The sequence below is a fragment of the Cupriavidus sp. MP-37 genome (assembly GCF_020618415.1).
Lineage (GTDB): Bacteria > Pseudomonadota > Gammaproteobacteria > Burkholderiales > Burkholderiaceae > Cupriavidus.
Genome location: NZ_CP085344.1, coordinates 3,016,118 through 3,041,457, shown reverse-complemented (window position 1 = coordinate 3,041,457; position 25,340 = coordinate 3,016,118). Strand labels below are relative to the sequence as shown.

Here is a 25,340-nt window from a genome sequence, read left to right as displayed (position 1 = left end):
GCGCCGCTCGCGCGGCCGGCGGAGTATCCCTCGTAATATCCCGTTACCCGCCGGCGCGCGGCACGCGGAATCCCCGCGCAGCCGGCCGCTCTAAAAGGACAGGTTGCCCGTGCCCGAGGTGGGTGCGGCAACATCCCTACAACTACCAGGACCCGAACCATGCGAAACCGCATCCTCGTGTCGGCTTGCGCCGCGCTGGCGATGTTTGCGCTGCAGGCGCCGGCCCATGCCGCCGCCACCGACCAGCTGCAGAGCTTTGTCACCGGCGTGAAGAGCGCGCGCGGCGAATTCACGCAGCGCCAGGTCAAGGGGCAGGGCGCCAATGTCAAGGTGACCGGCACGTCCAGCGGCACCTTCGTGTTCTCGCGCCCGGGCAAGTTCACCTGGCGCTATACCAAACCCTACGAGCAGCTGCTGCAGGCCGACGGCCAGACCCTGTACATCTATGACAAGGACCTGAACCAGGTCACCGAGCGCAAGCTCGACGGCGCGCTGGGTTCCAGCCCGGCGGCAATCCTGTTCGGCAGCAATGACCTCGACAAGAACTTCGTGGTCAGGAACGGGCCGACGCGCGATGGCGTGGAATGGCTGGAGCTGACACCCAAGGCGAAAGACACGCAGTTCGAGCGCATCGGCATCGGCTTCAAGGCCGGCAATCTCGAGGCGATGGAGCTGCGCGACGCGTTCGGCAACACCACGCTGCTGACCTTCACTGGCATGCAGAAGAACCCGCCGCTGGCGGCCGATGCGTTCCGGTTCACGGTGCCCAAGGGCGCCGACGTGATGAAGCAATGAGGGCCGCCATGGTGGATGCGCACGAAGAGTCGACTGGATCGGGCAGAACCCGGCGCCGCCGTGGCGCGGCGTTGCTGGCCGGCGCTGGTGTGTTTGCGCTGGCGGCATGCGCCAGCAGTGGCGGAGGCGCCAGCAAGTTCGATGTCGATGCCTTCCTGCGCGCGCCGGACTCGGCCTTGCCCGAGGTGGTCGGCAATCCGGCCTTTCTCTCGGCCACCCGCGTGCCGGCCAACGAATGCGCGGTGATGCTGCAATCGGCCAGCACCGGCGTGCTGGAAGACCTGCCGCCGAGCAGCAATGCGCGCGGCCCGGCGTGGCTGCTGCACCCGAAAGACAAGCCCGGCCAGGTATGGCTGGTGGTCAGCGAGGCCGGCGGCGAACGCACCTGCCACGGCCCGCTGCCGGCCGATGCGATGAAGACCCTGGCCAACCGCGCCAGGGGCTGAGCATCCGCGGCGCCCGCCCACGGCCGGCGCTGCTCAGTGCGGCTTGATGGCGATCTTCAGCACGCCGTCGCGCTGGTTGGCGAACAGGTCATACGCCGCGACGATATCTTCCAGCGGGTAGTGATGGGTCACCAGCAGGCCCAGGTCCACCCGGCCCGATTCGATCACATTGACCAGCCGGCGCATGCGCTCCTTGCCGCCGGGGCACAGCGCCGTGTTGATCTTGTGGTCGCCCAGCCCTGCGGCAAAGGCCGACAGCGGGATGGTCAGGTCGCCCGAGTACACCCCCAGGCTGGACAGCGTGCCGCCAGGCTTGAGCACGCGCAAGGCCTGCTCGAAGGTTGCCTGGGTGCCGAGCGCCTCGATCGAGGCATCGACACCGCGGCCGCCGGTCAGCTTCATGATTTCATCGACCACATCGCAGTCGCGGAAATTGAGCGCGACGTCCGCGCCCATCTTGCGCGCGATCTCGAGCCGGTGGTCGTTGCCGTCGATGGCGATGATGGTGGTCGCGCCGCACAGCCGCGCACCGGCGGTCGCGCACAGGCCGATCGGGCCCTGGGCGAAGACCGCGACGGTGTCGCCGATGCGGATGTTGGCATTCTCCGCGCCCTTGAACCCGGTCGACATGATGTCCGGGCACATCAGCACCTGTTCGTCGGTGAGCCCGTCCGGGATCGGTGCGAGGTTGGCCTGCGCATCGGGCACCAGCACATACTCCGCCTGCGTGCCGTCGATCAGGTTGCCGAAGCGCCAGCCCGCGGTGGCCTTGTAGCCGTGGCAGCCGCACAGCCCCTGCGGCACCAGGTAGCTGCCGTCCTGCGAGGCCACGCCGTCCTGCGCCGCGTAGGAATTGAAGTTGGGGCAGATCGCGCCGGCAATGACGCGCTGGCCTTCGCGGTATCCGGCCACGGCGCTGCCCAGCTTCTCGATCACGCCGACCGGCTCGTGGCCCACCGTCAGGCCTCGCGCGACCGGGTATTCGCCCTTGAGGATATGCACGTCGGTGCCACAGATCGTGGTGGTGGTGATGCGCACCAGCGCATCGTTGGGGCCGACATCGGGGATGGGCTTGTCGGCCAGTTCGATGCGGCCGGGTTCGACAAAGACGGCGGCTTTCATCATTGCGGTCATGCGTTTCTCCCAGTGGGTACGGTTTGGGCGAACGGGCCCGGCGCTTGCCGGGCCTGCGTGAACCTTGATAGCACGCATGGGTTATAGCGCCGTTTATCCAGGTCAAGCGCAAGCCAGGTAACCGATGCGCCGCCCCGGTGCCGATCCACCAAAAGTTTCAGATCCGGGTGCAAAGAAACTGAACCGCCCCGGACGCCATGTGTCCCAGAATCCACAGACTCGCCAACCCTGACAGGAGAATCCCATGATCGCGATGCTTGCCATGATGCGCAGCCGGACCCATCAACTGCTGTGGGTGGTCGCCGGCGGCGCCTTGCTGGCCGGCTGCGCCGCCGCGCCGGCCGAGCCGGCTGCCGCCGCACCGGCGCCCGGCCCGCAAGGTTCGCGCGGCACGCCGGCCGGCTGTGCCGCCGACAAGCTGGCCGACGACGCGCTGGTCGGCAAGCCCGAGGCCGAAGTCATCGGCCTGCTGCAAGGCTGCGCGTGGCGCCTGGGCGAACGCGACGGCCAGCAGTTTCCCGGCACCATGGACTACAACCCGCAGCGGCGCACGCTTGGCATCCAGGCCGGCAAGGTGGTGTGGGTACGTCGCGGCTGAGGCCGCGGCGGCGCCGGTGTTGAGGGGTCATCTTGACCCCGGGCAAGCGCCGTCCAACATGACAGAAATGTAATTTGACCGCCTGAACAAGAATCAATATTGTTTTCCGCTGACCGGAATCCATCACCGGGCGGCCTTGGGGGTGCCCGGCGGCTGCCCAAACCATGCTGGGGAGCCAACCGCGTGAAAACCACCATCCGAACCTTGCTGCCGCGCGCCGCGGCACTGGCCCTGCTGACGCTGCCGCTTGCCGCGGCAGCGCAGGAAAAGGTGCTCAACCTCTACACCGCGCGGCATTACCAGACCGACGAGGCGCTGTACGCCAACTTCACCAAGCAGACCGGGATCAAGATCAACCGCATCGAAGGCCAGGAAGATCCGCTGCTGGAGCGCATCCGCAATGAAGGCGCCAACAGTCCGGCGGACGTGTTCATCACGGTGGATATCGGGCGCCTGTGGCGCGCCCAGCAGGCCGGCGTGTTCGCGCCGGTGAAGTCGAAGGTGCTGGAATCGCGCATCCCGGCCAACTACCGCGATCCCAACGGCGAGTGGTTCGGCTTCTCGGCGCGCGGCCGCGTGATCGCCTACAACAAGGCCGCGGTCAAGGCCGGCGACATCGCCAACTATGAAGACCTGGCCGATCCCAAGTGGAAGGGCAAGGTCTGCACGCGTTCCAGCGGCCATGTCTACAACCTGTCGCTGGTATCCAGCCTGATCGCCCACGATGGCGAGGCCCGCACCGAGCAATGGGCGCGCGGCGTCGCCGCCAACCTGGCGCGCGTGCCCAAGGGCGGCGACACCGACCAGCTCAAGGCGGTTGCCGCGGGCGAGTGCGACGTGGCCATCGCCAACACCTACTACATCGCGCGCCTGCTGAAGTCGGCCAAGCCCGAAGACAGGGCCGTGGCCGAAAAGCTGGGCGTGGTGTGGCCCAACCAGTCGAGCCAGGGCGTGCATATGAACATCTCTGGCGGCGGCATGCTCAAGCACGCGCCCAACAAGGAAGCGGCGGTCAAGTTCCTGGAGTACCTGGCCAGCGACGAGGCGCAGCGCTACTTTGCCGACGGCAACAACGAATGGCCGGTGGTGAAGGGCGTGAAGGTCAACAACCCCGTGCTCGAAGCGCTGGGAGAGTTCAAGTCCGATGCCATCAACGTGGCGGAGCTGGGCAAGTATCAGCCGCAGGCACAGAAGCTGTTGGATCGGGCGGGGTTCAAGTAAGCGGGCAGATCCAACCGCTGCCGGTTTGCTCCCCTCTCCCGCGTGCGGGAGAGGGGCGGGGGTGAGGGCGGGCGCGTGGCAAGCGCGAGGCGTTCGAACTTCGTGGAAGCTCCCGCCCTCACCCCAACCCTCTCCCGCTTGCGGGAGAGGGAGTACACAGTCGGGATGGGAAAGGCCTGCGGTTTCTCCTTGCGGCCCGAGGTCCGGACTACAGCAAGAACCGCTTGTTCCCCGTCACCTGCGTCGGCTCGATCTTCCTGAACGTCAGCTTGACGCTGCTATTCAGCCGCCGCCCCGCCTGCCTGCGTACCAGCGCCCGATGCAGCAGGCCCTTGTGGCCGACCGTGCCTTCGGCATAGGGCTGGTCCGGGGTCGCGCCCAGCGCCATCGCCGCCAGCGCCTGGTTGCGCTCTGCCGCACTCTTTTCCAGCAGCTTGTCCAGCGCCATGCGCGCCCGCACCTGCGCCGCCAGCGCGGTATCGCCCGGATTGGCGCGGGCGCGCTCGGCGTCCCACGGCAGTTGTACCTTGCCGGCCAGGCGGCGCAGCGCGGCGCGCAGTTCGGCGCCGTCCATGCGCGTCTCCTGCACGATCCACACGGCGTCGTGGCGCACCGCCGCCTCGGCATCGGCCATGCGGCGCACCAGCGCCGGCTGCAGCGCGGGCGCGGAGAATTGGCGCGCGCGGCGGACCGCATTGAGCGCGATGCGGCGTACCTGCGGGTTGGCATGGTCGAACAGGTCGTCGATCACGCGCGCGGCGGTGTCGGGCGAGCCGATCATCTCGGCCAGCTGTCCGGCCAGCGAGACTTCTTCCACGCCGCTCAGCTTGTTGCGGCTGAGCCGGTTCAACTTGAACAGCAGGATGTGATATCGCAGCATAGGCTCTTGCGCGGCGGGCATGCCGCGGGTCGCGCCCGGGCGGAGGCCGGGCCATAAGAGGCTATCGGCGCGGGGCGCGCGCGACTTTAGCGCGACTGGGGCGGCTCAGCGCTGCGCCTGGCGGCGGATCGTGCGCGACAGCACGATCACCGGCAGCAGCCCCACCGCCACGATCACCAGCGAGGCGGTGGCGGCCTCGGTCAGCCGCTCGTCGGCGGCCAGGTTGTAGGCCTGCACTGCGAGCGTGTCGAAATTGAACGGCCGCATCACGAAGGTGGCCGGCAGTTCCTTCATCACGTCGACAAAGACGATCAGCGCGGCGGTCAGCAGGCTGCCGCGCAGCATCGGCAGATGCACGCGCCGCAGCGTGGCGCCGGGGCCGTGGCCGAGGCTGCGCGCGGCGGCGTCCATGCTGGGCGTGATCTTGCCCAGCCCGGCGTTGACGGTCTGCAGCGCCACCCCCAGGAAACGCACCAGCAGCGCATAGACCAGCGCGGCGATGCCGCCGGTCAGCAGCAGCCCGGCCGACACCCCGAACTGCTGCTGCAGCCACGCCGACAGCGCATTGTCCAGCCGCGCCACCGGCACCAGCACGCCCACCGCGATGACCGAGCCCGGCAGCGCATAGCCCATGCCGCATACCCGCGTCAGGCCGCGCATCAGCCAGCTGCGCTTGCCGTTGACCGCGCGCGCGGCGTAGCCCACCGCCAGCGCGACCGCCACCGCCGCCAGCGCGGTGGCGCTGGCCAGCAGGAAACTGTTGCGCACCAGGCCGAAGAAGCGCGGGCCGAACTGCGCGTCGCCATCGGTAAAGGCCATGCGGCACAGCATCAGCGCGGGCACCAGGAAGCCCAGCAGCACCGGCACCAGGCACGCCGCCAGCGCCAGCCAGCCGCGCGCGCCGTCCAGGGTCCAGGCCGCGGCGCGGCGCTGGTTGCCGAACACCTGCGCGCGGCCGCGGCTGGCGCGCTCGATCAGCAGGATGGCGGCGACGAACAGCAGCATGCAGGCCGACAGCTGCGCCGCGGCGTTCTTGTCGCCCAGCGAGAACCAGGCGCGGTAGATGCCGGTGGAGAAGGTCGGGATGGCGAAGTAGGCCACGGTGCCGAAGTCCGCCAGCGTTTCCATCATCGCCAGCGCGGTGCCGGCGACGATGCCTGGGCGTGCCAGCGGCAGCACCACGCGCCAGAGCCGGCTCCAGGTACCGTGGCCGAGCAGGCGCGCCGCCTCCAGCGTGTTCTGGGTCTGCTGCAGGAAGGCGGCGCGCGCGGTCAGGTAGACGTACGGGTACAGCACCAGCGAGAACAGCGCGATCGCGCCGCCGAGCGAGCGGATCTCCGGAAACCAGTAGTCGCGCGCGCGCCAGCCGGTGACTTCGCGCAGCCAGCCCTGCACCGGGCCGGCGAACTGCAGCGCGTCGGTGTAGGCGTAGGCGATCACATAGGCCGGCATCGCCATCGGCAGCACCAGCGCCCATTCCATCGCCGCATGGCCGGGGAAGCGGTAGGTCGATACCAGCCAGGCGGTGGTCACGCCCAGCAGCAGCACGCCCGCGGCGACGCCGCACAGCAGCCAGACGGTATTGAGCACGTACTCGGCCAGCACCGTGTCGATCAGGTGGCGCCAGGTGTCGCCGGCGGGCAGCAGCACGGCCGAGGCGATCACCAGCACCGGCACGGCGATCAGCAGCGCCATCGCCACGGTGGCCAGGGTCAGGGGATGGAAGCGGCGGCGGCTGGACAGGAGCATGCGCGGGAACAGTGAGCAAAGTGCCGCCCGCCGGACCTGTGCCTGGCGGCGCGGTGTGCGGGCTGACGCATTCTAGCAATGCCGGTGCCGTGGGCGCGCCGCAGCCGGTCGTGCACGGGCCGCACCAGCGCGGCACCTCCCTATAATGCGCACATGCGAACCGATTCCTATTCACGATTGCCCGGGGCCCAGGCCCGCAGCCGACCGGCCGCCCGTGCCGATGCCGTGGACGTCGCCGTCCCCGCCCCAGCCCCGGCCCCGGCGGTCATCGAGGTGGAGCGTATCCGCCACGCCTTCGGCCGCCACGCCGTCGTGAAAGGCCTGTCGTTCTCGGTGGCGCGCGGCCATATCGCCTGCCTGCTGGGCCCCAGCGGCTGCGGCAAGACCACCGTGCTGCGGGCCATTGCCGGCTTCGAGCCGCTGCAGGACGGCCGCATCGTGCTGGACGGGCAGACCGTGTCGTCGTCGGGCACGCTGCTGGCACCGGAGCAGCGCCGCATCGGCATGGTGTTCCAGGACTACGCGCTGTTTCCGCACCTGGATGTGGCGGCCAACGTCGGCTTCGGCCTGACCCGCGCCAGCCGCGCCGAGCGCGCGGCGCGGGTGGACGAAGTGCTGCAGCTGGTGGGCCTGGACGGCGCCGGCCGCCAGTATCCGCACGAACTGTCCGGCGGCCAGCAGCAGCGCGTCGCGCTGGCACGCGCGCTGGCGCCGCGCCCGGAGCTGCTGCTGCTCGACGAGCCTTTCTCCAACCTCGACGTGGACCTGCGCGAACGGCTGAGCCATGAGGTGCGCGCGATCCTGAAGGCGCAGGGCACCACCGCCATCCTGGTCACGCACGACCAGCACGAGGCCTTCGCCATGGCCGACGAGATCGGCGTGATGCACGACGGCGTGATCGAGCAATGGGGCAGCGCGCATGACCTTTACCACCGCCCGGCAACGCGCTTTGTCGCCGGCTTTATCGGCCAGGGCGTGCTGCTGGCGGGGCGGATGCGCGATGCCGCGCAGATCGAACTGGAACTGGGACTGCTGCGCCCGGCCGTGCCGCTGGACCTGCCGGCCGGCGCGGCGGTCGACGTGCTGGTGCGCCCCGACGATATCGTCCACGACGACGCCAGCCCGATGCGTGCCGAGGTGGTGCACAAGGCCTTCCGCGGCGCGGAGATCCTGTACACGCTGCGCCTGGCCAGCGGCGGCCGCGTGCTGGCGCTGGTGCCCTCGCACCACAACCACGCGGTGGGCGAGCGCATCGGCATCCGCGTCGAGATCGAGGACGTGGTGGCGTTTGCCGCCTGAGCGGGCGCGCCAGCGGCCGGCGCCGATGGTCTACACTGTGGCGTTCTGCATTTTGCGCCTTCACAGGGCCTGACTACCGTGGCGGACACGCTGTTCTCCGAATCTCCCGACCGTTCCCGGCAACCGCTGGCGGAGCGCCTGCGCCCGCGCACCATCGACGAGGTGATCGGCCAGCAGCACCTGCTTGGCGCGGGCAAGCCGCTGCGCGTGGCGTTCGAGTCGGGCGAGCCGCATTCGATGATCCTGTGGGGTCCGCCCGGCGTGGGCAAGACCACGCTGGCGCGGCTGATGGCGGATGCGTTCGACGCCGAGTTCATCGCGCTGTCGGCGGTGCTGTCGGGCGTCAAGGACATCCGCGAGGCGGTCGAGCGCGCCGAGCAGTTCCGCGCCCATGGCCGGCGCACGCTGGTGTTCGTCGACGAGGTGCACCGCTTCAACAAGAGCCAGCAGGACGCGTTCCTGCCGCACGTGGAAAGCGGCCTGTTCACGTTTATCGGCGCCACCACCGAGAACCCGTCGTTCGAGGTCAACGGCGCCTTGCTGTCGCGCGCCGCGGTCTACGTGCTCAAGAGCCTGGACGATGCCGAGCTGACCCAGCTGGCGCTGCGCGCTTCCGAGGAACTGGGCGGCATCAGCTGGCAGGATGAGGCGCTGCAGCTGATCGTCGCATCGGCCGACGGCGACGGGCGCAAGCTGCTGAACAACATCGAGATCGTCGCGCGCGCCGCGCGCAATGCCGGCGCCGCGCAGATCGATACCGCGCTGCTCGGCAGTGCGCTGTCGGAGAACCTGCGCCGCTTCGACAAGGGCGGCGATGCCTTCTACGACCAGATCAGCGCGCTGCACAAGTCGGTGCGCGGCTCGGACCCCGACGCCGCGCTGTACTGGTTCTGCCGCATGCTCGACGGCGGCGCCGACCCGCGCTACCTGGCGCGCCGCATTATTCGCATGGCGTGGGAGGATATCGGCCTGGCCGATCCGCGCGCCGCGCGCATCACGCTGGACGCGGCCGAGACCTATGAACGGCTGGGCTCGCCCGAGGGCGAGCTGGCGCTGGGCCAGGCCCTGATCTACCTGGCGGTCGCGCCCAAGTCCAACGCCGGCTACAACGCCTACAACGCCGCGCGTGCCTTCGTCGCCAAGGACAAGTCGCGCGCGGTGCCGGTGCACCTGCGCAATGCGCCGACCCGGCTGATGAAGGAGCTGGGCTACGGCCACGCCTACCGCTACGCGCACGACGAGCCCGAGGCCTATGCCGCGGGCGAGCATTACTTCCCGGACGACCTCAAGGCGCAGGGCTGGTACCAGCCGGTGCCGCGCGGGCTGGAAGGCAAGATCGCTGAGAAGCTGCGTCATCTGCGCGAACTGGACGATGCCTGGCATCGCGAGCAGCGCGCGGCGAAGCCGAAGGACGGCGGCAAGGGCGGCAAGTCGGGCGAGTAGGATTGCCTGCTTGCAAACGTGTGTGCAGTAAAATGGCGGGTCCGCCGGCATGTCGCTGGCCCTGCACTCCACCTTAGCAACATGCTCGACATCCAGCTGTTCCGCAAAGACATCGACGCCGTGGCGCAACGCCTTGCCACGCGCGGCTTCCAACTCGACGTGGCGGCGTTCCAGGCACTCGAGGCCGAACGCAAGCAACTGCAGACCCAGACCGAGGAACTGCAGGCGCGCCGCAACAGCCTGTCCAAGCAGATCGGCATGCTCAAGGGCAAGGGCGAAGACGCCTCGGCCGTGATGGCGGAGGTGGGCGGCATCGGCGACACGCTCAAGGCCTCGGCCGCGCGGCTCGACGAAATCCAGGCGCATCTGTCCGAGCTGATGCTGTCGATCCCCAACCTGCCGCACGACAGCGTGCCGGTCGGCAATGACGAGACCCAGAACGTCGAGGTGCGCCGCGTCGGCGAGCCGCGCCAGTTCGACTTTGCCGTGCGCGACCACGTCGACGTGGGCGAAAAGCTGGGGCTGGATTTCGATACCGCGGTCAAGGTGACGGGCTCGCGCTTCTCGATGCTGCGCGGCGGCGTGGCGCGCCTGCACCGCGCGCTGGTGCAACTGATGCTCGACACCCATACGCAGGAACACGGCTACACCGAGATGTATGTGCCGTACATCGTCAACGCCGCATCGATGCGCGGCACCGGCCAGTTGCCCAAGTTCGAGGAAGACCTGTTCAAGGTGCCGCGCAAGGTGGGTAGCGAGGAAGGCGAGCGCATCGAGAACTTCTACCTGATCCCGACCGCCGAGGTGCCGCTGACCAATATCGTGCGCGACGCCATCGTCGCCGGCGAGAAGCTGCCGCTGCGCTTTGTCGCGCATACGCCGTGCTTCCGCTCGGAAGCGGGCTCTTACGGCAAGGACACCCGCGGCATGATCCGCCAGCACCAGTTCGACAAGGTCGAGATGGTGCAGATCGTTCCGGCCGCGCAATCGTTCGACGCGCTGGAAGAGCTGACCGGCCACGCCGAGGCGATCCTGAAGAAGCTGGAACTGCCGTTCCGCACCATCGTGCTGTGCACCGGCGACATGGGCTTCGGCAGCACCAAGACTTACGACCTCGAAGTCTGGATTCCTGCGCAGAATACCTACCGTGAGATCAGCTCGTGCTCGAACATGGGCGACTTCCAGGCGCGCCGCATGCAGGCGCGCATGCGCGCGGGGCAGGGCAAGCCGGAACTGGTGCATACGCTGAACGGCTCGGGCCTGGCCGTCGGCCGCACGCTGGTGGCGATCCTGGAGAACTACCAGAACGCCGACGGCTCGGTCACGGTGCCGGCCGCGCTGCAGCCGTACATGGGCGGCGTCACCCGCCTGGAGCCGGAACTGTAAAAATCTGCTGTCGGCCTCTTGCACTGGCCGGTGCCGTGTGGCTATAATCTTGGTTTCGCCACACGGCAAAGCAGTTACCGGAGAGGTGGCAGAGTGGTCGAATGTACCTGACTCGAAATCAGGCGTACCGGCGACGGTACCGTGGGTTCGAATCCCACCCTCTCCGCCAGACAAGAAGCTGCCCGGTCTCGACCACCGGCAGGCAACAACAGCGTAGTAAAACTCAGGCCGACGCCCACGACAGTGCGCGTCGGTTTTGTTTTTTCGGCGGCCGGTTTTGTGCCGCGGTCACGGCACGCGCCGGCTGGTGCACTATCATGGCGATCCGCCACGCAGGATGCCGCACCATGACCCAGCCTCCCGACAATCCCGCCACCGCACCGGCCTTTCACGGCGATCCGTCCGAATTGCCGGCCGATCCCGATCTTGTCTACGGCATGCCGTACCGGCACTACAAGGGCGGCGCCTATACCGCGGTAGGCATCGGGCGCTTCGAGGCCGACCTGGCGCCGGTGGTGGTCTACCGCGCCATGCGCGATCCGTCCCTGCTGTGGGTGCGCCGCGCCGATGTGTTCAGCGAACCGGTGGCCACTCCGCAGGGCGAGGTGCCGCGTTTCGCGCCCAACTGGCCCGCGGCACTGGCCTGCCTGGATTTCCTGCCGCGCCAGGCCGTGCTCGAGGTGCTGTCGCTGCACGACACGCCATACCGCCGCTACCATGACCGCCGCCATATCCTGGAGATGTTCGAGGCCGCCCACGCGCGCGGCGTGGCGCTGGACCACGCGCAGGCGCTGGCGGTGCTGTGCCACGACGCGGTCTATGTGGCCGGCTGCGAGCACAACGAAGCCGCCTCGGCCGCCCTGATCGAGACGATCGCGCCCGGCGCGGCGCGCGCGGTGCTGGAGCGTGCCGCGCAGATCGTGCTCGATACGCGCGACCATCGACCCAGCTGCGCGGGCGCCGAGGCCGTGCTCGACCTCGACCTGCTCAGGCTGGCCGCGCCGCCTGATGTGTTCGACAGCCACAGCCGGGACGTCTTCGCCGAGAACCGCGCCCTGCTGGCGGCGCGCACCGGCTTGCAGGGCGATGCGCTGTGGGCCGAGTTCATGCGCCGCCGCGCGGCATTCCTGAACCACCTGGCGCAGCGCCCGCAACTGTTCCTGACCGCGCCCTTCGCCGACTGCGAGGCGCCGGCCCGCGCCAATATCGCGCGCAGCGTGGCCGCGGCGGAGGCGGCCGGTGACTGACGCGCCGGCGCGCGCGAGCGAGCTGGTCCAGGCCTGGCTCACGCCGGGCACGGCGCTGGGGCTGCTGGCGCTGTTCACGCTGGTGACGTTGCTGCTGCTGGGCCTGGTGCCGCTGCTGGTGGCGCTGTTGCGGCCCGTGGTGCGCTGGCTGGAGCGCTGGCGCGTGTGGGGCGCCGGCGCGTTGTCGTCGCGCGTTGCCGCGCGGCCGCGGCGGCTGGACGCGATCACGCTGCGCGTGCTGGAACGCGACGTGGCCGAACTGCTGCTGGTGTTGCTGGCCGGCGCCGTGCTTCTGGCTTGCGGCAGCGCGCTGTTCTGGCTCGCCGCCGAGGTCGCCGAAAACGCCGACGTGGTGCGCCTCGACCAGCAGGTGTACGCGGGCCTGCGCGCCTTGCGCAGCGACTGGCTCGACCTGGCGATGGTCGGCGTCACCGAGCTGGGGGGCGGGCGCATATCCGTGGCAGTGGGCGTGGCGGTGTTCGCGTGGCTGTGCTGGCGCCGGGCCTGGATCGTCGCGCTGTACTGGGCCGCCGCGCTGCTCGGCGCGCGCGCCTGCGTGATGGCGCTCAAGCTGGGCATGGCGCGCGTGCGTCCGGCCAGCATCTACAGCGGCCTGGAGTCGTATTCCTTCCCCAGCGGCCACGCCACCAGCAGCATGGTCACGTACGGCTTCCTGGCCTTGCTGATGTGCCTGCGCCAGCCGTGGCGCGTGCGCATCCCGGTGCTGGCGCTGACCGTGGTCGCGGTGGCGGCGATCGGCGTGTCGCGGCTGTACCTGGGCATGCACTGGCTGTCCGACGTGGCCGCGGGCTATGCGCTCGGGCTGGCGTGGATCGCGCTGCTCGGCACGGCCTACCGCACGCTGCACGGGCCGGCACCGCAGGGCTCGGTGGCGCCGTCGCGGCTCGGCGCGGTGGCGGCGCTTGCGGTGGTGGCGGCGTTCGGCTACGTGGCGTGGTTCCGGCTGCCGGATACGCTCGAACGCTATCGCCAGGCCCGCGCCGCTACGCTGGCGTCGTCGCCGCTCCAGCCTCGGATGCTTGCGGCAGGCGCGACACCAGCAGCTGGTCGATCTTGTGATGGTCGATGTCCAGCACTTCGAAGCGATAGCCCGCCACGGTGATCGATTCCGACTTCTTCGGGATGCGCTTGAGCGCATAGATCACCAGCCCGGCCGCGGTATCGACGTAGTCCTCGCCGGGCAAAGTATCGAGCTCCAGCGCCTTCTTCAGGTCGACCAGCGGCGTCAGGCCATCGACCAGCCACGAGCTGTCGTCGCGCCGCACGATCTGCTCGTCTTCGCTGGAATAGAGGATGTCGCCCATCAGCGCGCCGACGATGTCGTCCAGCGTGACGATGCCCACCACCAGCCCGTACTCGTTCATGACCACGGCAAAGCTCTGGTGCATTTCGCGGAAGCGCGTCAGCGACTCGGACAGGGTCAGCGTGTCGGGGATCACCAGCACGTTCTTGTCGTGGTAGCGGCCGATATTGCCCATCACCGCGGCGCTTTCGTCAGCCAGCAGCAGCTGCAGGATGTCCTTGGAATCGATATAGCCCTGCACGTCGTCCAGGTCGTGCCCGCACACCGGGTATTGCGCGTGCGGCTGGTTCACCAGCTTGCGGCGCACGCTGTCGGCGGGCTCGTCCAGGCTCAGGTAGACCACCTCGTCGCGCGGCGTCATGATCGCGGTGATGCCCTTGAAGTCGAGCTCGAACACGTTCTCGATCAGGTGCAGCTCATGCTTGTGCAGCACGCCGGCCTCGGCGCCGGCATCGACCATCGCGGCGATATCCTCGGTGGTGATCTGGTCGACCGGCTTGGTCGGCAGCCGCAGCAGCCGCAGCATGGCATCGGCGGCGGCGTTGAAGATCCAGACCAGCGGCCTGAGCACGCGCAGCAGCGTCAGCATCGGGTCGATCACGGCCAGCGCGCAGGCCTCGGGAAAGGTCATGGCGATGCGCTTGGGGATCAGGTCCGCAAACTGGATAAACAGCAGCGTCACGATCAGGAACGAGCCGATGTTGGCGGCGCGCTGGGCGTGCACCACCTGCATGTAGGGCGACAGCGCTTCCAGCAGCAGGTCGGACACATGCTTCTCGCCCAGGATACCGGCCAGGATGGCGACGCTGTTGACGCCGATCTGCACGATGGTGAAGAAATTCCCGGGCTCTTCCTTGAGCCCCAGCACGCGCGTGGCGCGGCCGTCGCCGCGTTCGGACAGCACTTGCAGCTTGGTGCGGCGGGCAGCGGTCAGCGCGATCTCGGAGATCGAGAAAAAGGCGCTGACAAGGACGAGCAGGATCAGGGTCAGGACGAACATAGGCAGGATTGCGCTGGCAGGTTGTGCCTGCAGGCGGCTTGATGATGGTGCACGGCGCGCGCGGCTGTCAATCTGGGCTCCGCTCAGTCGCCGCGCCTGGCGGGGGCGGCGTCGAAGCTGGCGGTGGGCGCTTCCAGCCGCTGCGGCAGCGTTGCCGCCAGCGCTGCGGCGGCCTGCGCGAACTGCGCGCGCAGGTCGTCGGCCAGGCTCGAGCCGGCGCGGTGGCTGGCGCGCAGCACCTGGATCTCGAACGGCAGCACCGGCGCCACGTCATGCAGCGCGACGCGCTCCGCGCTGGCGCTGAGCGCGGTGTACTGGTCCAGCAGCGTCATGCCCAGGCCGGCGTCGACCAGCGCCAGCGCCAGCGAGTAGGTCTGCACCTCCAGCGTCGAATGCGGTTCCAGCGCGTGCCGGGCCAGGGTCTGGCGCACCAGCAGGCCGAGCGAGCTGTTGTCGTCATAGCCGATAAAGGGGCGCTCCATCAGCCGCTGCATCGGCACCACGCGGCGGCGCCCGCCGGCGGGCAGCGGCTGCGCGCGCGGCACCGCCAGCAGCATGCGGCCGCTGGCCACCGGCTCGCTCGAGATGGCTTCGTGGCGGGGCGGAGAAAAGGCAAAGCCCAGGTCGATCTGGTTGGCCAGCAGCGCGTCGACGATCTCGTCGGTATGGTGCGTCAGCACCTGCACCTGGGTGTCGGGGTGGCGCGCGCAGAAGCTGCGCACCGCCGGCACCAGCAGCGGATTGGCCAGGCTCGGCGTGGCGGCCACGCGCAGCCGGCCGGCGCCCTTGTGGCGCAGGCTTTCCGAGACCCGGCGCACGCGTTCGATCTCGCCATATAGCCTTTCGACATCCCCGGACAGCGCGTTGGCCTCGGGCGTGGGCTGCAGGCGGCCGCGCACCCGCTCGAACAGGCGGAAGCCGAGCGAAGCCTCGGCATGCTGCAGCACGCGCGTGACCACCGGCTGCGACACATGCAGCAGGCGCGCGGCCTCGCTGACGGTGCCGGTCAGCATCACGGCGCGGAACACTTCGATCTGGCGCAGGCGCATGGCATCTCTGTCAATTGGGAGGCGGGACCGGTATCTATAGCCTGAAGACATATTCTGGCACGTATTCGCATTGGGCAAGCCGGCGCGCTTGCACTACGCTCTGCCTGATGGATGCGAGCAAAGGAAAGGCAATGCAGGTGGTGATCGTGGGCGCGGGCGTGGTGGGCATGACCACGGCATGGCGCCTGGCCGAGGATGGCCACCAGGTGACGGTGCTCGAGCGCCACGACGGCCCCGGCGAGGAAACCAGCTTTGCCAACGGCGGGCAGCTGAGCTACAGCTACGTGGCGCCGCTGGCGGGGCCGGGCGTGATGGCCAAGGTGCCGGGCTGGCTGCTGCGGCGCGATTCGCCGATGCGCTTTCGGCCGGCGGCGGATCCGGCGCAGTGGCGCTGGCTGGCTGCCTTCATGTCGGCCTGCAACAGCACCACCAGTGAAGCGACCACGCGCAAGCTGCTGCGGCTGGGCTTCTATTCGCGCGACCTGATGCAGGCCTTCGTGGCACGGCACCAGCACGACGACGGCGGCGCCGGCTTCAATTTTGCGCGGCGCGGCAAGCTGGTGGTGCACCGCGACGCGGCGGCGTTTGATTCGGCCTGCCGGCTGCTGGACTACCAGGCCAGCCTGGGCTGCGAGCAGCAGGCGCTGGACCGCGATGCCTGCGTGGCGCTGGAGCCCGCGCTGGCCGGCATCCGCGACCAGATTGCCGGCGCCATCCATACGCCGAGCGAAGAGGTGGGCGACTGCCATCGCTTCTGCCTGTCGCTGGCACGGTTGCTGCAAGACGGGTCGTACGCCGGCGTGTCGATGCGCTTCGGCACCGTCGTCCATGGGCTGGTACAGCGGGGCGGGCGCGTCACCGGGGTGCGCACGCCGGCCGGGGTGGTGCCCGCCGACGTGGTGATCATGGCGGGCGGCGTCGGCAGCGTGCCGCTGCTGCGTCCGCTGGGCGTCCGGCCGATGCTGTGGCCGCTCAAGGGCTACAGCATCACGGTGCCGCTCGCCAGCGGTGCGCACGCGCCGCATATCAGCGTCACGGATTTCGCCAACAAGATCGTTTATGCCCGGATCGGCAATACACTGCGGGTGGCGGGCATGGCCGACCTGGTGCGCGGCGGCACCCGCATCGATCCGGAACGGGTCGGCACGCTGGTGGCGCAGACCCGCGCGCTGTTCCCCGGCATCGTCCCGGACCAGCCGCTGGCGCAACTGCAGCCGTGGGCCGGGCTGCGTCCGGCCACGCCGGACGGCCTGCCGCTGGTGGGCCCGTCGCGGGTATCGGGGCTGTGGCTCAACCTGGGCCACGGCGCGTTGGGGTTTACGCTGGCGATGGGCAGTGCCGGCCTGCTGGCCGACCGCCTGGCGGGGCGCCGCCCCGCCATCGACGCAGAAGATTTCGACGCCGCGCGCGCCTAGCGCCGCGGCCGAGCATGGGTTGTTGCCGTACCGGCAAGTCCGCAGTACCTGAAGATGTTCATGAAGCATGCCTCGATGACCAAGCCCCACGACAAGGAGCGCCACATGCAAACGCTGCACCCCCACCGATCCATTACCCGCCGCGCGCTTGCGGCCGCCACGCTGCTGCTTGCGGCCGGCGCCGCCCATGCTGCCGACGGCGACACGCTGAAGAAGATCAAGGACAGCGGCGTGATCTCGCTCGGCTATCGCGAATCGTCGATCCCGTTCTCGTACACCGACGGCAAGGAGGTCATGGGCTACTCGCATGAGATCCTGCTGCAGATCGTCGACAAGGTGAAAAGCGAGCTGAAGATGCCGAACCTGCAGGTGCGGCTGACGCCGATCACCTCGCAGAACCGGATCCCGCTGGTGCAGAACGGCACCATCGACATCGAATGCGGCAGCACCACCAACAACCTCGAGCGGCAGAAGCAGGTGGCGTTTTCCAACAGCCTGTTCGTCTACGGCATCAAGATGCTGACCAAGAAGGATTCGGGCGTGAAGGAGTTTGCCGACCTGAAGGACCGCAACGTGGTCACCACCGCCGGCACCACCGGCGAGCGCCTGCTGGTCAAGATGAACGGCGAGAAGGCCATGAACATGAACCTGATCAGCACCAAGGACCACGGCCAGTCCTTCCTGATCCTGGAAACCGGCCGAGCCGCGGCGTTCGTGATGGACGAGCCGCTGCTGTACGGCGAGCGCACCAAGGCCAAGAACGCCGCCGACTGGGTGGTGGTGGGCGCGCCGCTGCAGACCGAGAACTACGCCTGCATGTTCCGCAAGGACGATCCTTCGTTCAAGAAGCTGGCCGACGGCGTGATCGCCGACCTGCAGACCAGCGGCCGCGCCGAGAAGCTGTACAACAAGTGGTTCATGTCGCCGATTCCGCCGCGCGGCATCAACATGAACTATCCGCTGTCGGCCGACATGAAGGCGCTGTTCGCGGCGCCCAACGACAAGGCCTACCAGTAGGGCGGGGTAGCCGGCGGGAGCGGAACCGGGCCTCGCGGTTATTTAGCCATGATGAATCGATATTTAGCATTCGATAGTGTTTGCGGTAGTGTTGAGCCCGATATAGGCTCATAGCAGCACAACAGCCGGCGGCCCTCCAAAAGAGGCCGGCCGGCGCTGCCCCACACTGCTTATCCGCATCGACTGGAGAACATATGCGATCGCTTCGTACTGGCTGGTTCAAATCCCTGCTGGCCGCTTCCCTGGTGGCCGGCGCCGGCCTGGCGGCCACCGCGGCCCATGCCGCCGACCTGCTCGACACCGTCAAGCAGGCCGGCGTGCTGAAGATCGGGCTGGAGGGCACCTATCCTCCGTTCGGTTTCCGTGGCGCAAAGAACGAGCTGGAAGGCTTCGATGTCGACGTGGCACGGGCGGTGGCGGCCAAGCTCGGCGTCAAGCCGGAGTTCGTCACTACCGAATGGAGCGGCATCATCGCCGGCCTGCAGGCGGGCAAGTTCGACGTGATCGTCAACCAGGTCAACGTCACCCCGCAGCGCCAGCAGGTGCTCGATTTTTCCACGCCCTATGTCTACTCGGATGCGCAACTGATCCAGCGCAAGGACGACAAGCGCCAGTTCAAATCGCTGGAAGACCTGAAGGGCCACAAGCTCGGCGTCAGCCTGGGCAGCAACTACAACGACCTGGCCAAGTCCGTGGCCGGCATCGAGGTCAAGACCTATCCCGGCGCGCCGGAGTACCTGCGCGACCTGGCGGCACAGCGCGTCGACGCCGCGCTGAACGACCGGCTGATGGTCGCGTACCTGGTCAAGACCGCCAACCTGCCGCTGCGGCCGGGCGCGATCGTGGCGGGTGCCACCACCCAGGTGGCGATCCCGTTCCGCAAGGACAACCCCAAGTTCGCGCAGGCCATCAACCATGCGCTGGAGGACCTGGCCAAGGACGGCACGCTTGGCAAGCTGTCGGTGAAGTGGTTCGGCACCGATGTGACCAAGCCCGCCGGCAAGCCGATCAAGTAAGCCGGCCGGCAAGCAGGGCGGTATCATGTCGCGGCGCGGCGGCCTGCATGGCTGCCGCGCCGCTTTGCTTTGTGTCTTTCATTGCTGATCCTTTTCCCGCCGCCCCGCCATGCCCGCTCTCCAGCTCGTCATCGATTCCCTGCCCGTGCTGCTGCAGGGCACGCTGCTGACCATCAAGTTCGCGTTGTGGTCGATGGTGTTCGGGCTGATGCTGGGCACGGTGGTGGCGCTGATGGGCATCAGCCATAGCCGTGCGCTCAAGGCGGTGGCGCGCAGTTACGTCAGCATCATGCGCGGCACGCCGCTGCTGGTGCAGATCTTCGTGGTCTACTACGGGCTGCCCGGCATCGGCATCGCGCTGGAACCGACGCCAGCGGGCGTGCTGACATTGAGCCTGAACGTCGGCGCGTATTTGTCGGAGAGCATGCGCGGCGCCATCCTCGGCGTCGCGCGCGGGCAGTGGCTGGCCGCGTACAGCCTGGGCCTGACGCCGGCGCAGGCGCTGCGCTATGTGGTGGGCCCGCAGGCGCTGCGGCTGGCGGTGCCGAGCCTGTCGAACAGCCTGATCAGCCTGATCAAGGATACCTCGCTGGTATCGGTCATCACCGTCACCGAACTGCTGCGCACGGCGCAGGAGGTGATCGCCGCCACCTACCAGCCGTTGCCGCTGTATTTGGCGGTCGCGGCGATTTACTGGGTGTTGAGCACGGGGTTGTCGGGGCTGCAGCACCGGCTGGAGCGGAGGTTGGCGCTGCCGGGGCGGCATTGACGGCAGGGCGCGGAGTGGTTTAGCAAGGCACCACGCCACCAGAAGCGCCCGCCCTCACCCCCGCCCCTCTCCCGCAAGCGGGAGAGGGGAGCAAACCAGCGCCATTTCAGATGACCGAGTCGTTTCAAGTCCCGGCTGTGTGCTCCCTCTCCCGCTTGCGGGAGAGGGTTGGGGTGAGGGCAAGCGTGTCGACGAAGTGCTGTCGCTATCCCTGCGCGATGCGCCCGGCGATATGCCCCAGCGCCTCTTCCACCTGGTCCACCAGGATCAGGCACAGGTCGCCCGGCTGCAAGTGCGACAGCGCGGTATCGATGGCCAGGAATTCGCCGCGGATTTCCTCGACCTGGCTGGCGCGTTGCGCGCCCTGCAGGCCTTCGCGCAGCAGCGCCAGCACTTCGCCGTCGGCGCGGCCGCGCTGGCACTGGTCCTGGTACAGCACGACCTCATCGAACACGCCGCCCAGGATCTGGGTCTGGCGGCGGATGTCGTCGTCGCGGCGGTCGCCGGCGCCGCTGATCACCACCACCCGCCGCTTGGCCGGGATGGATTCGATCGCGTTGCACAGCGCCAGGATGGCATCCGGGTTGTGGCCGTAGTCGGCGATCAGCGTGGCGCCGCGGTAATCGAACACATTAAAGCGTCCGGGCGCGGTCTGCGCATCGTTGACGAAGGTGGCCAGCCCGCGGCGGATCACCGACCAGTCGATGCCCAGCGCCCACGCGGCGGCGATCGACGACATCGCATTCTCGACCTGGAAGCCGATGGTGCCGTTGCGCGTTAGCGGGATCTCCGCCAGCGCGATGCGCACTTCGGCATCGCCTTCGGCGGCGACGATGTCGGCGCCGTCGACGAACACCACGCGCTTGCCCTGCGCGCGGTGCGTGGCCATGGCGGGCTGGTCGGGATCGTGCGCGAAGAAGGTGACGCTGCCGGGGCAGGCGTCGGCCATGCGCACCACCATCGGGTCGGCGGCGTTGAGCACGGCCATGCCGTGCGGCGCGACGTTCTGCACGATCACGCTCTTGAGCACCGCCAGGTCTTCCACCGAGTTGATGTAGGACAGGCCCAGGTGGTCGCCTTCGCCGACGTTGGTCACCACCGCCACGTCGCAGCGGTCGAAGGCCAGGCCCTCGCGCAGCAGGCCGCCGCGCGCGGTTTCGAACACGGCGGCGTCCACATCGGGGTGCAGCAGCACGTTGCGCGCGCTGCGCGGGCCGCTGCAGTCGCCGGTGTCGATGCGCTCGCCCTGGATATAGACGCCGTCGGTGCCGGTCATGCCCATGCGCAGGCCGCTGCTGGCCATGATATGGGTGATCAGCCGCACCGTGGTGGTCTTGCCGTTGGTGCCCGACACCGCCACCACCGGGATGCGGCCGTCGTCGCCGTCGGCAAACATGGTCGAGACGATGGCTTCGCCGACCGCGCGGCCCTTGCCGTAGGACGGCTGCAGGTGCATGCGCAGGCCCGGCGCGGCGTTGACTTCGACGATGCCGCCGGCCTGTTCCTCGAACGGCTTGAGCATGGTCTCGCAGACCGCGTCGACGCCGGCGATGTCCAGGCCCACCATCTGCGCGGCGGCAACAGCGCGCGCGGCGATGTCGGGGTGGACGTCGTCGGTCACGTCGGTGGCGCTGCCGCCGGTGGACAGGTTGGCGTTGTTGCGCAGCACCACGCGCGTGCCGGCGGCCGGCACGGAATCGGCGGTCAGGTTCTGCTTGGCCAGCGTGGCCAGCGCGATGTCGTCGAAGCGGATCTTGGTCAGCGAGGTGGCATGGCCTTCGCCGCGGCGCGGGTCGCGGTTAACTTCCTCGACCAGCTGGCGCACGGTATGCACGCCGTCGCCGATGACCTGCGGCGGATCGCGGCGCGCCGCCGCGACCAGCTGCTTGCCGACCACCAGCAGGCGGAAATCGTGGCCGGGGATATAGCGCTCGACGATCACGTCCGAGCTGATATCCGAGGCGACCTCGTAGGCCGTCATCACTTCCTCGCGGGTGCGGATGCGCACCGCCACGCCCTTGCCCTGGTTGCCGTCGCGCGGCTTGACCACCACCGGCGCGTCGATCTCCTGCGCCGCGGCCCAGGCTTGCTCGGCGCTGCGCACCGAGCGGCCCAGCGGCACCGGCACGCCGGCGGCGTGCAGCAGGCTCTTGGTCAGTTCCTTGTCCTGCGCGATCGATTCGGCCACGGCGCTGGTGCGGTCGGTCTCGGCCGCCTGGATGCGGCGTTGCTTGCTGCCCCAGCCGAACTGCACCATCGAGCCCTGCGTCAGGCGCCGGTACGGGATGCCGCGCGCGACCGCGGCGTAGACGATCGAGCCGGTGCTCGGTCCCAGGCGCACGTCCTCGTCCAGCTCGCGCAGGCGGTGCAGCGCGTCGGCGAGGTCGAACGGGGTATCGTGGCGCGCGGCATTGCACAGCGCTTCGGCCAGCTCGAAGGCGAGCCGGCCGACCTCTTCCTCGCTGTATTGCACGATCACCTGGTAGATGCCGGGCTCGACCGTCTGCGCGGTGCGGCTGAACGTCACCGGGCAGCCGGCGGCGGCCTGCAGGCGCAGCGCGGTCACTTCCAGCACGTGGGCCAGCGACAGCTCGACCGATTCCTCGTCCGGGCGCAGCGGCCCGATCTCGGGGAAGCGGGCGCGCAGCCGGTCTTCGAAGCCGGGCAGGGCCGACAGCATGTTGGCGGTGTCCTGGCAGACCACGATCGCCTCGATGGCGGTGTGGCGGCACCACAGGTTCGGGCCCCGCAGGGCCCGGATACGGGAGACTTCCATAGAACGGTTTCCGTGTCTTCTATGCGCGGTTTGGCTGGGGGCGTCAGGCGCGGCGGGCAGGCTGGCCCATCCAGTGGTGCACCAGGTCGACGGTGGCGCCGGTGGCGGCCTCGTCGCACTGCAGCACCAGCAGGTCGCCCGGCACCAGCTGGCTCAGGGCGGCTTCGATGGCGCTGGCGCGCGTGCCTTCGTCGATGATCTTGGTCACGCGCCGGCCTTCGTACAGGCCCTGCTTGAGCAGCGCGCGCGCCTCGGCGTCGGGCAGGGCGCGCTTGACGCTGCGGTCCTCGCACAGGAACACGCGGTCGAAATGCTGGCCCAGGGCCTTGCCCTGGCGCACCAGGTCGTCGTCGCGGCGCTGCACGCCGGCGCCGTAGACCACCATGCGGCGCTCGGCGGGGAAGCGCTCCAGCGCGGTCGCCAGCGCTTCCAGCGCGGGGGCGTTGTGGGCGTCGTCGACCACCACCGTGGCGCCGTTGCGCTCGAACAGCGTGAAGCGGCCCGGCACGTCGACCTGGCCCACATCGAAGGTCACCACGCCGGCGCGGATCAGGTCATTCGAGATGCCCAGCGCCCAGCCGGCGGCGACGGCGGCCAGCACGTTCTCGATCTGGAACGCGACGCGGCCGGCGTAGGTCAGCGGCACCGCGGCCACGTCGACCAGCGCGGTCTCGCTGCTGCCGGTGGCCAGCACGATCTTGCCTTCGCGCACGTACACCGCGCGCTTGCCCGCGGCGCGGTGCGAGACGATCGCGGGCAGCTCCGGGGTCAGGCCGAAGAAGATCACGTCGCCGTCGCACAGCTCGGCCATCTCGACCAGGCGCTCGTCGCGCGCGTTGAGCACGGCGGCGCCGTTCTGCAGCACCACGTCGACCTGGGTGCGCAGCACGTTGTACATGCGGTCTTCGTCTTCGACGTAATAGTCGCCGAGGTGGTCGGGCTGGTCGAAGTTGGTGACCACGCCGACCTGGCAGCGGTCATAGGCCAGGCCCTCGGACAGGATGCTGCCGCTGTCGTTCTCGAACACGGCGGCCTCGACCGCGCGGTTCATCAGGATGCGGTGGCCGGCTTCCCAGTTGGCGCGGTCGCCGCTTTCGACCAGGCGGCGGTCCAGGAACAGGCCGTCGCTGCAGGCCAGGCCGGTATGCTTGCCCGACAGCTGCAGCAGGCGCGCTACCAGCCGTGCCACCACGGTCTTGCCGTTGGTGCCGGTCACGCCCACCACCGGGATACGGCCCTGGTCGTCTTCCGACTCCGGGAACAGGTGGTTGACGATGGCGCGGCCCACCGGGCGCGGCGTGCCCTCGGCGGGCTTGATATGCATCAGCAGGCCGGGGCCGGCGTTGACTTCGACGATGGCGCCGCGCTGTTCGTGCAGCGGGCGCGAGATGTCCTCGGCCACCAGGTCGACGCCGGCAATATCCAGCCCCACCACGCGCGCGGCCAGCGCCGCATGCGCGGCCACGCTGGGGTGCACGCGGTCGGTGACGTCGAAGGCGACGTTGCCGTTGCGCTGGATCAGCACGGAGCGGCCTTCCGGCGGCACCGAGCTGCCATCCATGCCCTGGCGCTTCAGCTCCAGCCGCGCGGCGGAGTCCAGCCGCACGCGGTTGAGCGGGTGGTCCTCGGTGCTGCCGCGGCGCGGATCGGAATTGATCTGCAGCTCGATCAGCTCGTCGATGGTGGACTTGCCGTCGCCGACCACGCTGGCGGTCTCGCCCATGGCCGCGGCCACCAGGCGGCCGCCCACCACCAGCAGGCGGTGCTCGTTGCCCGGGATGAAGCGCTCGACGATGACGCCGCTGCCTTCGTCGAGGGCCACGCCATAGGCGGTTTCCACTTCCTCGCGGGTCATCAGGTTGGTGAAGACGCCGCGGCCATGGTTGCCGTCATAGGGCTTTACCACCACCGGCACGCCGATGTCCTCGGCGGCATCCCAGGCGTCTTCCGGCGACTCGACCAGGCGGCCTTCCGGCACCGGCACGCCACAGGACTCCAGCAGGCTCTTGGTCAGGTCCTTGTCGCGCGAGATGCTCTCGGCGATCGCGCTGGTGCGGTCGGTCTCGGCGGTCCAGATGCGGCGCTGGCGCGCGCCGTAGCCCAGTTGCACCAGGTTGCCGTCCGACAGGCGGATCGCCGGGATGTCGCGGTCGTCCGCGGCATCGACGATGCAGGCGGTGCTGGGACCCAGGCAATGCTTGTCGACCAGGCGACGCAGGTGGTCCACGGTGGCGGGGACGTCGTAAGGACGGTCTTCGATCGCCGCCATCACCAGGTCGCGCGCGGCGAACAGCGCGGCGCGGGTGACTTGCTCGTGCCAGGCGCGCACGATCACCTTGTACACGCCGCGCACCGGCGTTTCGCGCGCCTTGCCGAAGCCGCCCGGCATCCCCGCCAGGTTTTGCAGCTCAAGCGTCACGTGTTCCAGGATATGGCCCGGCCAGGTGCCTTCCTTCAGCCGCTGCAGGAAGCCGCCGCGCTCGCCGATGCTGCAGCGGTGCTCGATCAGCGATGGCAGCCAGGCCGACAGGCGCTCGTAGAACCCCGGAATCGTGTTGGAGGGAAAGTCCTCCAGTTCCCCGATATCGACCCATGCCTCCAGAACGGGCCGATATGTCCACATATTCGGGCCGCGCAGCGACATGACATCGAAAATCTCAATGTCCTTCTTTTTCATTGAATTAGCTTGAGGCAGTGGGCGGAACGCCCGAGAAATGGAAGCCTAACCTTTCAGTAACGTTACAGCACGAAGCGGGTTGACTTTCTTGGTGTAAAA

20 protein-coding genes and 1 tRNA gene are annotated in these 25,340 nt (G+C 68.8%); 14 read left to right on the top strand and 7 right to left on the bottom strand.

Annotated features, from left to right (window positions below; all coding sequences use genetic code 11):
- Positions 1-159: 159 nt before the first annotated feature.
- Both lolA and LIN44_RS14030 read left to right on the top strand, forming a co-directional pair.
- Positions 160-795, top strand: coding sequence for an outer membrane lipoprotein chaperone LolA (lolA, locus tag LIN44_RS14035; protein WP_018007095.1), 636 nt, complete (start codon positions 160-162; stop codon positions 793-795).
- Positions 796-803: 8 nt separating this feature from the next.
- Positions 804-1,241 (top strand): hypothetical protein, encoded by a 438-nt coding sequence (locus LIN44_RS14030; RefSeq protein WP_227312587.1) that lies wholly within the window; start codon positions 804-806, stop codon positions 1,239-1,241.
- Positions 1,242-1,274: 33 nt separating this feature from the next.
- On the opposite strand, the gene LIN44_RS14025 is transcribed toward LIN44_RS14030, so the two are convergent.
- Positions 1,275-2,375, bottom strand: a complete 1,101-nt coding sequence (locus LIN44_RS14025) for an NAD(P)-dependent alcohol dehydrogenase (protein ID WP_227312586.1) — start codon at positions 2,373-2,375, stop codon at positions 1,275-1,277.
- A 244-nt stretch (positions 2,376-2,619) separates the two neighbouring features.
- Here LIN44_RS14025 and LIN44_RS14020 point away from each other — a divergent pair, with 244 nt between their 5' ends.
- The gene (locus tag LIN44_RS14020) at positions 2,620-2,973 is read left to right on the top strand and encodes a hypothetical protein (RefSeq protein WP_227312585.1); all 354 of its coding nucleotides are present in this window, start codon (positions 2,620-2,622) and stop codon (positions 2,971-2,973) included.
- Positions 2,974-3,156: 183 nt separating this feature from the next.
- Complete coding sequence (locus tag LIN44_RS14015) at positions 3,157-4,194, top strand: Fe(3+) ABC transporter substrate-binding protein (RefSeq protein ID WP_227312584.1); 1,038 nt, start codon at positions 3,157-3,159, stop codon at positions 4,192-4,194.
- A 208-nt stretch (positions 4,195-4,402) separates the two neighbouring features.
- Here LIN44_RS14015 and LIN44_RS14010 read toward each other — a convergent pair whose 3' ends face one another.
- Positions 4,403-5,074, bottom strand: a complete 672-nt coding sequence (locus LIN44_RS14010; protein ID WP_227312583.1) for a hypothetical protein — start codon at positions 5,072-5,074, stop codon at positions 4,403-4,405.
- A 105-nt stretch (positions 5,075-5,179) separates the two neighbouring features.
- Positions 5,180-6,823: an iron ABC transporter permease gene (locus tag LIN44_RS14005; RefSeq protein ID WP_227312582.1), complete on the bottom strand. Its 1,644-nt coding sequence runs from the start codon at positions 6,821-6,823 to the stop codon at positions 5,180-5,182.
- A 153-nt stretch (positions 6,824-6,976) separates the two neighbouring features.
- On the opposite strand from LIN44_RS14005, the gene LIN44_RS14000 reads away from it, so the two are divergent.
- The 6 genes from LIN44_RS14000 (at position 6,977) to LIN44_RS13975 (ending at position 13,321) form a co-directional block, all read left to right on the top strand.
- Positions 6,977-8,122, top strand: coding sequence for an ABC transporter ATP-binding protein (locus LIN44_RS14000; RefSeq protein ID WP_227312581.1), 1,146 nt, complete (start codon positions 6,977-6,979; stop codon positions 8,120-8,122).
- 78 nt (positions 8,123-8,200) lie between these two features.
- A complete protein-coding gene (locus tag LIN44_RS13995; RefSeq protein WP_227312580.1) occupies positions 8,201-9,565 on the top strand; it encodes a replication-associated recombination protein A in 1,365 nt (454 codons plus the stop codon).
- Between the two features lie 81 nt (positions 9,566-9,646).
- The gene (serS, locus tag LIN44_RS13990; RefSeq protein WP_227312579.1) at positions 9,647-10,951 is read left to right on the top strand and encodes a serine--tRNA ligase; all 1,305 of its coding nucleotides are present in this window, start codon (positions 9,647-9,649) and stop codon (positions 10,949-10,951) included.
- Positions 10,952-11,030: 79 nt separating this feature from the next.
- Positions 11,031-11,120: transfer RNA gene (locus LIN44_RS13985), tRNA-Ser, on the top strand.
- Between the two features lie 148 nt (positions 11,121-11,268).
- Positions 11,269-12,198 carry a DUF1653 domain-containing protein gene (locus LIN44_RS13980; RefSeq protein ID WP_227312578.1) on the top strand — a complete coding sequence of 310 codons (930 nt, stop codon included), beginning with the start codon at positions 11,269-11,271 and terminating at the stop codon, positions 12,196-12,198.
- On the top strand, positions 12,191-13,321 hold the full coding sequence (locus tag LIN44_RS13975) for a phosphatase PAP2 family protein (protein ID WP_227312577.1): 1,131 nt from the start codon (positions 12,191-12,193) through the stop codon (positions 13,319-13,321). The genes LIN44_RS13980 and LIN44_RS13975 overlap by 8 nt, the downstream gene beginning before the upstream one ends.
- Here the strand turns inward: LIN44_RS13975 and LIN44_RS13970 are convergent.
- A complete protein-coding gene (locus tag LIN44_RS13970) occupies positions 13,203-14,522 on the bottom strand; it encodes a hemolysin family protein (protein ID WP_227312576.1) in 1,320 nt (439 codons plus the stop codon). The two genes, LIN44_RS13975 and LIN44_RS13970, sit on opposite strands and share 119 nt — an antisense overlap.
- Before the next feature lie 83 nt (positions 14,523-14,605).
- Positions 14,606-15,571 (bottom strand): LysR family transcriptional regulator, encoded by a 966-nt coding sequence (locus LIN44_RS13965; RefSeq protein WP_227312575.1) that lies wholly within the window; start codon positions 15,569-15,571, stop codon positions 14,606-14,608.
- A gap of 131 nt (positions 15,572-15,702) precedes the next feature.
- On the opposite strand from LIN44_RS13965, the gene LIN44_RS13960 reads away from it, so the two are divergent.
- The 4 genes from LIN44_RS13960 (at position 15,703) to LIN44_RS13945 (ending at position 19,788) form a co-directional block, all read left to right on the top strand.
- Positions 15,703-16,986, top strand: a complete 1,284-nt coding sequence (locus LIN44_RS13960) for a D-amino acid dehydrogenase (protein ID WP_227312574.1) — start codon at positions 15,703-15,705, stop codon at positions 16,984-16,986.
- A 105-nt stretch (positions 16,987-17,091) separates the two neighbouring features.
- Complete coding sequence (locus LIN44_RS13955) at positions 17,092-18,003, top strand: glutamate/aspartate ABC transporter substrate-binding protein (protein ID WP_227314403.1); 912 nt, start codon at positions 17,092-17,094, stop codon at positions 18,001-18,003.
- A gap of 194 nt (positions 18,004-18,197) precedes the next feature.
- Positions 18,198-19,019, top strand: coding sequence for a transporter substrate-binding domain-containing protein (locus LIN44_RS13950; RefSeq protein WP_227312573.1), 822 nt, complete (start codon positions 18,198-18,200; stop codon positions 19,017-19,019).
- Positions 19,020-19,128: 109 nt separating this feature from the next.
- Entirely contained in the window at positions 19,129-19,788 is a 660-nt protein-coding gene (locus LIN44_RS13945; protein WP_092308151.1) for an amino acid ABC transporter permease, read from the top strand.
- A gap of 205 nt (positions 19,789-19,993) precedes the next feature.
- Here the strand turns inward: LIN44_RS13945 and cphA (LIN44_RS13940) are convergent, their stop codons facing one another.
- The gene (gene cphA, locus LIN44_RS13940; RefSeq protein ID WP_227312572.1) at positions 19,994-22,564 is read right to left on the bottom strand and encodes a cyanophycin synthetase; all 2,571 of its coding nucleotides are present in this window, start codon (positions 22,562-22,564) and stop codon (positions 19,994-19,996) included.
- Positions 22,565-22,607: 43 nt separating this feature from the next.
- Positions 22,608-25,241: a cyanophycin synthetase gene (gene cphA, locus LIN44_RS13935; RefSeq protein WP_227312571.1), complete on the bottom strand. Its 2,634-nt coding sequence runs from the start codon at positions 25,239-25,241 to the stop codon at positions 22,608-22,610.
- Between the last annotated feature and the right edge of the window lie 99 nt (positions 25,242-25,340).

Bases quoted from the DNA above. Each gene is read 5' to 3' on its own strand.
- lolA (WP_018007095.1), top strand. From the start codon at position 160: ATGCGAAACCGCATCCTCGTGTCGGCTTGCGCCGCGCTGGCGATGTTT.
- LIN44_RS14030 (WP_227312587.1), top strand. From the start codon at position 804: ATGGTGGATGCGCACGAAGAGTCGACTGGATCGGGCAGAACCCGGCGC.
- LIN44_RS14025 (WP_227312586.1), bottom strand. From the start codon at position 2,375: ATGACCGCAATGATGAAAGCCGCCGTCTTTGTCGAACCCGGCCGCATC.
- LIN44_RS14020 (WP_227312585.1), top strand. From the start codon at position 2,620: ATGATCGCGATGCTTGCCATGATGCGCAGCCGGACCCATCAACTGCTG.
- LIN44_RS14010 (WP_227312583.1), bottom strand. From the start codon at position 5,074: ATGCTGCGATATCACATCCTGCTGTTCAAGTTGAACCGGCTCAGCCGC.
- LIN44_RS14005 (WP_227312582.1), bottom strand. From the start codon at position 6,823: ATGCTCCTGTCCAGCCGCCGCCGCTTCCATCCCCTGACCCTGGCCACC.
- LIN44_RS14000 (WP_227312581.1), top strand. From the start codon at position 6,977: ATGCGAACCGATTCCTATTCACGATTGCCCGGGGCCCAGGCCCGCAGC.
- serS (WP_227312579.1), top strand. From the start codon at position 9,647: ATGCTCGACATCCAGCTGTTCCGCAAAGACATCGACGCCGTGGCGCAA.
- LIN44_RS13980 (WP_227312578.1), top strand. From the start codon at position 11,269: ATGGCGATCCGCCACGCAGGATGCCGCACCATGACCCAGCCTCCCGAC.
- LIN44_RS13970 (WP_227312576.1), bottom strand. From the start codon at position 14,522: ATGTTCGTCCTGACCCTGATCCTGCTCGTCCTTGTCAGCGCCTTTTTC.
- LIN44_RS13965 (WP_227312575.1), bottom strand. From the start codon at position 15,571: ATGCGCCTGCGCCAGATCGAAGTGTTCCGCGCCGTGATGCTGACCGGC.
- LIN44_RS13960 (WP_227312574.1), top strand. From the start codon at position 15,703: ATGCAGGTGGTGATCGTGGGCGCGGGCGTGGTGGGCATGACCACGGCA.
- LIN44_RS13955 (WP_227314403.1), top strand. From the start codon at position 17,092: ATGCAAACGCTGCACCCCCACCGATCCATTACCCGCCGCGCGCTTGCG.
- LIN44_RS13950 (WP_227312573.1), top strand. From the start codon at position 18,198: ATGCGATCGCTTCGTACTGGCTGGTTCAAATCCCTGCTGGCCGCTTCC.
- LIN44_RS13945 (WP_092308151.1), top strand. From the start codon at position 19,129: ATGCCCGCTCTCCAGCTCGTCATCGATTCCCTGCCCGTGCTGCTGCAG.
- cphA (WP_227312572.1), bottom strand. From the start codon at position 22,564: ATGGAAGTCTCCCGTATCCGGGCCCTGCGGGGCCCGAACCTGTGGTGC.
- cphA (WP_227312571.1), bottom strand. From the start codon at position 25,241: ATGAAAAAGAAGGACATTGAGATTTTCGATGTCATGTCGCTGCGCGGC.